This window comes from Photobacterium sp. OFAV2-7, assembly GCF_022347985.1.
Lineage (GTDB): Bacteria > Pseudomonadota > Gammaproteobacteria > Enterobacterales > Vibrionaceae > Photobacterium.
In genome coordinates this window covers 1-3,985 of the sequence record NZ_JAKRFQ010000464.1, presented here as the reverse complement: position 1 = coordinate 3,985, position 3,985 = coordinate 1, and the positions used below count along the sequence as shown (strand labels likewise).

General features: G+C 47.0%; 2 protein-coding genes and 2 pseudogenes. All 4 read right to left on the bottom strand.

Features of this window, described 5'->3' with window-relative positions:
- A pseudogene (locus MHN01_RS19000) lies at positions 1-274 on the bottom strand (phosphorylase); the annotation flags it as partial.
- A 419-nt stretch (positions 275-693) separates the two neighbouring features.
- Positions 694-1,860, bottom strand: coding sequence for an aromatic amino acid transport family protein (locus MHN01_RS18995; RefSeq protein ID WP_239412785.1), 1,167 nt, complete (start codon positions 1,858-1,860; stop codon positions 694-696).
- Between the two features lie 605 nt (positions 1,861-2,465).
- The gene (locus tag MHN01_RS18990; RefSeq protein ID WP_239412784.1) at positions 2,466-2,717 is read right to left on the bottom strand and encodes a hypothetical protein; all 252 of its coding nucleotides are present in this window, start codon (positions 2,715-2,717) and stop codon (positions 2,466-2,468) included.
- A gap of 104 nt (positions 2,718-2,821) precedes the next feature.
- Positions 2,822-3,985 (bottom strand): annotated as a pseudogene (locus MHN01_RS18985) (hypothetical protein); the annotation flags it as partial.

Sequence of the window (3,985 nt, the reverse complement as noted above, 5' to 3'; positions counted from 1 at the left end):
AAATCAGCAAATGAGGTGATAAGACAGGAAACTTATTGAGCAGACAAACATGATGATCTCCAGCTTCTCCGACATACATCGACGGTTCATAGGGCAGAAAAGGATTCGCTTGCGGTGCTTTCGCTATTGGCTTTTTGCTGGCATTGGGCGTCACAATATAACCGAGGTAATCGACTCCCTGCTCCGTGATCACTTCAGCTTCTGTTGTGATTGGCATCAAGAGGCTATCAGCGAGTGCTTGCTGGGTCACTTGCTCAGCGACATTCCAAAACATTGACTCTCCTTATCTGAAAACAAAACAGATATAAAAGGCTACAGCAAACTGTCTATTTTTCAACCACGTGTATTGCTTAGTTTACACTTCAAATCAGAAAGTGCTCACTCTCAATACCGCTGCTCTATAGCAGCACGCAAAAAAAGTTTGTATGATCAACCCGTTGAATGAGAACAGCTTCCCACCCTATTCCCATGCTCTACTCCAAAGGGGAGCTGGATAAACCTTTGTTCGGTCACTCAAAGTTTATCATCTCGGAGCAGGTTTGTTCGGTCAAACAACCGTGCTCTCTTCACTTTCAACAGTTATCTCTGAAAAATAGAAAGGCGCTTACCGTCTGGTAAACGCCTTTTTGTCGTGCCCTAAAAAGATAGGGCTATATACGAAACGTTGTAAGAAGCAAACCTACAAGGGCTGCATTAAATCAGCTCAGCGGCCAACAGGAAACAGCCAAACAAGAAGCTCATTACCAGAGCAAGCTGGCCGCCTCCGGCCTGATAGCACTCCATCAGCCCATCCTGAGCATCTTGCAGTTTACGTACTTTGATAGTCATTGCCATCGGCACGAAAATCGCTAGGAAAACCAGAATAATACCGGCATAACCCAATACAGCCAGGAACTGGTCTGCGGCCCATAGCGCCCCCATTAGAGGCAAAATGAATGTCAGCACGTAGGTAACTGCTCGGTTCTGTTTGAAAGCGTCTGCATTTTGGTCGAACAGTGCCATGGCGACACCCAAAAACGACGTCAGCAACGCAAGACCGGTAAATACAGACAGCACCAGCTTGATCATACTGTGTTCGGCACCCAGCGTCGCAATCAGCTCGGAGACATTTGCAAAAGACGTCATCTGTTCTGCAGACAAGTTACCCATCGCAGCGTAGAGCCAGAACAGGTAACAAACCAGAGGAATACATGAGCCGCCAATAATCATATTTCGTAGCTGCTTGTGTGTTGCATCTTTGTTGTACGTCACCAGAGACGGGATAACCACCACGAAACCAAAGCTGGTGAACAGCACAGAGCTCGTTTTGATCAGATCAATCTTGCTATCGCTGGAGGCTTCCAGAAGGTTTTCAACAGAAATAGTCGGCACCAGAGATACCAATGTCAGCCCCAGCATAACCACCATAATAGCGAATAGCACTCGGTTGAGCTTATCTACCGCAGCTGTACCGGCAGCTACAACGATCCCGGCAATCAGGGCAAAGGCGATTTGACACTGCATCATTGTCAGCTCAAGACCCAAGCCGCCCAGCATCTTCTTAACCAGATCACCGGCACCAATGATGTAAGCCATCAACAGACAAACCAGCAAAGCGTAAAGCAGGCCGTTGGTCACTACCTGGCCACCCTTACCCAGCGTTTTGCGGGCAATGGTATTCATTCCCAAACCACCACCGGCTTTGATACTGGCTTCCAGTAGCAGCAAGGCCGCATATGTCGTTCCCGACCAGATAAAGAGCATCATTAAGGTGCCCCATAGCAGTCCGAATTGTGCCAACACCATCGGGATTGCCAGCATTCCCGCACCCAGCGCCGTACCCGCAACGATCAGCGCACTACCCAATAACTTCAAATTCACAACAATTATCTCTGAAAAATAGATCGATTCTGCCTGAAGGGCTTCCCTTAAGCAGTACTGATATGCTGTCTATTTGGCGATCTAACTTATGCTCTGCTGTGGTCAGCAGCAAAAAAGCGTCAACACATAAAGACTTTGGTCAAAGTCGTTATAAAACAGTCTATAAAGAAAGATCGTCCCCAAAGGACAGACAAGAATTAATAGCTAAAAAAGCTAAATCGCGAAAAGGCAAAAAAGCCGTTGTGCTGGGAGGCAAAGGCAGAAGAGCTGGCAGAATGTTGATGAGATGGTGTCGCGTCCGACGCTGACAATGAGCAGTTTATGGCTGAATAAGACAGCCCTGCTGTATTAAGTTTCATTTATCGTACTCCAAAAAACGATATTTCCCTGCGAGTAAGGATAATAATCCATCAATTATCCTGTTTTTGTTCGGTCAATTAGCAAGTTAAAGTTCTGACAGGTAAATCACAACAACCATATATGAAATCTTTGATTTCATATATGGTTGCATGGTTTTCGATGAGTGAACCCAATGGCGAAATAAGAAAATCCCTTCCGGACAATTGTTATCCGAAAGGGATTTGAAGAAGGCATTTGTAATAGCGTTATTGGGTACTTGAGCCAGTCGCGACTAGCATCAGATGGTTAAACGGGCCAGGACGGACACTGATATGGCTACCATCATCAAACTGAATGCCATCATAGTAATCACTGCCCCACTTCACCCGAGTATACCTCGCATAACGAGCTTTGGTGTACACCGCCTCAAGTGCATTTAACGCACCATCCTTTTGGGCCTGAAGCAAAATAGCGGGGCTTAGCAACTTTTCAGCGACAGATTTTACGGCAACAGTCATCCTAACCTCCTGTACACCCTGGAACATATTGTTCTTTTACCAAATCCATACGCAGTTGCAACCTTACGTCAGACCAACCGAACAAAAAACACCCAAGATAAACGTTAATTACTCTGTTGTGGGATGGGATCTGTGTCTCCATGGATCAAAGCTGCGTTGACAACCACATCCACACCACCACTTGTCACAAAGCTAGATACCGCCAGTTGCTGCATGTCCATCGATGCTCTGACTTCTTCCATGTTAAACTGTTCGTCACCAGGCATCGATGGTAAGCCCTCGTCGTTACCTTTTCCGTCATAGGAAACAGCTCCCTCATAAGGGAACAGGTAGGTCCCGTGGCCGCCGTGCTTAACGCGGATAGCGCCTTTAATGGCCTCCGTTCCATCCAAGATTGGCTGGGAAATTGGGTCGAGATCCAAGTGGCGAATTAGTGGCTCAGTACCCGTTAACGGCAAACCTTCAGCACTGTTGGGAACAACAGTATCAGACAGGTATTCAACCCCTTCGATACATGACTCACCCAAGAATTCTCCGCAGTTACCTGCCGCTTCAACGAGCAGAATTGGTTGCTGAGGATTATTAGCTTGTCTGGTTGTGAAGTTTGCTGGATCCCCTGCATCAACCGCCGCCTGAATCGCAGTCGTCATTTCCTCTATCACCATGCCATAGATCATCTCTTCGATATCAGCGGCTTTATCACGATTCTCCTGACTCTCAAGTTTATAGTCACGTAACGCGTTCAACCCTTCTTCAGGTGCATGCTGGGATTCATCATAAACACCCAGGATCCCGGCAACGGCTAGCTGAACATCAGTTGAGTTTTTGATCTCGCCAATCACTTCCTCACCAAGCAACATAGAGTTCATCACCAGATCCGTTAAGTGCATTCCCGGCACCACTAAAGTAACGGTGGAAAAGGCCAGTTCGTCAACACCCTGAGACATCTCACTCACCATAGTGGAAATGATTCCCCCCAGTGAATGGCCGATAAGGCTGATGTCTGTATTATCGACATACGGCGTGCTATTAAGCGCTTTTCGCAGTACAAGCTGATCCAGCACAGCCTGGCGCTGATTGTCTCGCAAAGTCAGCGGACTCAATAGGTTCAGATAAACCGATTTATCCTGATTATCTTCACCGCTACTTGCGGTAATATCCATTCCATTCTTTCCATCGAGATCGATGCCACGCTCACCGTGTAGCGGCAGGTCAATCGCCACAACAAGGCGTCCATCCTCCTGATTTACAATACTATTTACCATAGA

What these genes read in the sequence shown, in the direction of transcription:
- MHN01_RS18990 (WP_239412784.1), bottom strand. Translation starts at nt 2,717, where the DNA reads ATGACTGTTGCCGTAAAATCTGTCGCTGAAAAGTTGCTAAGCCCCGCT.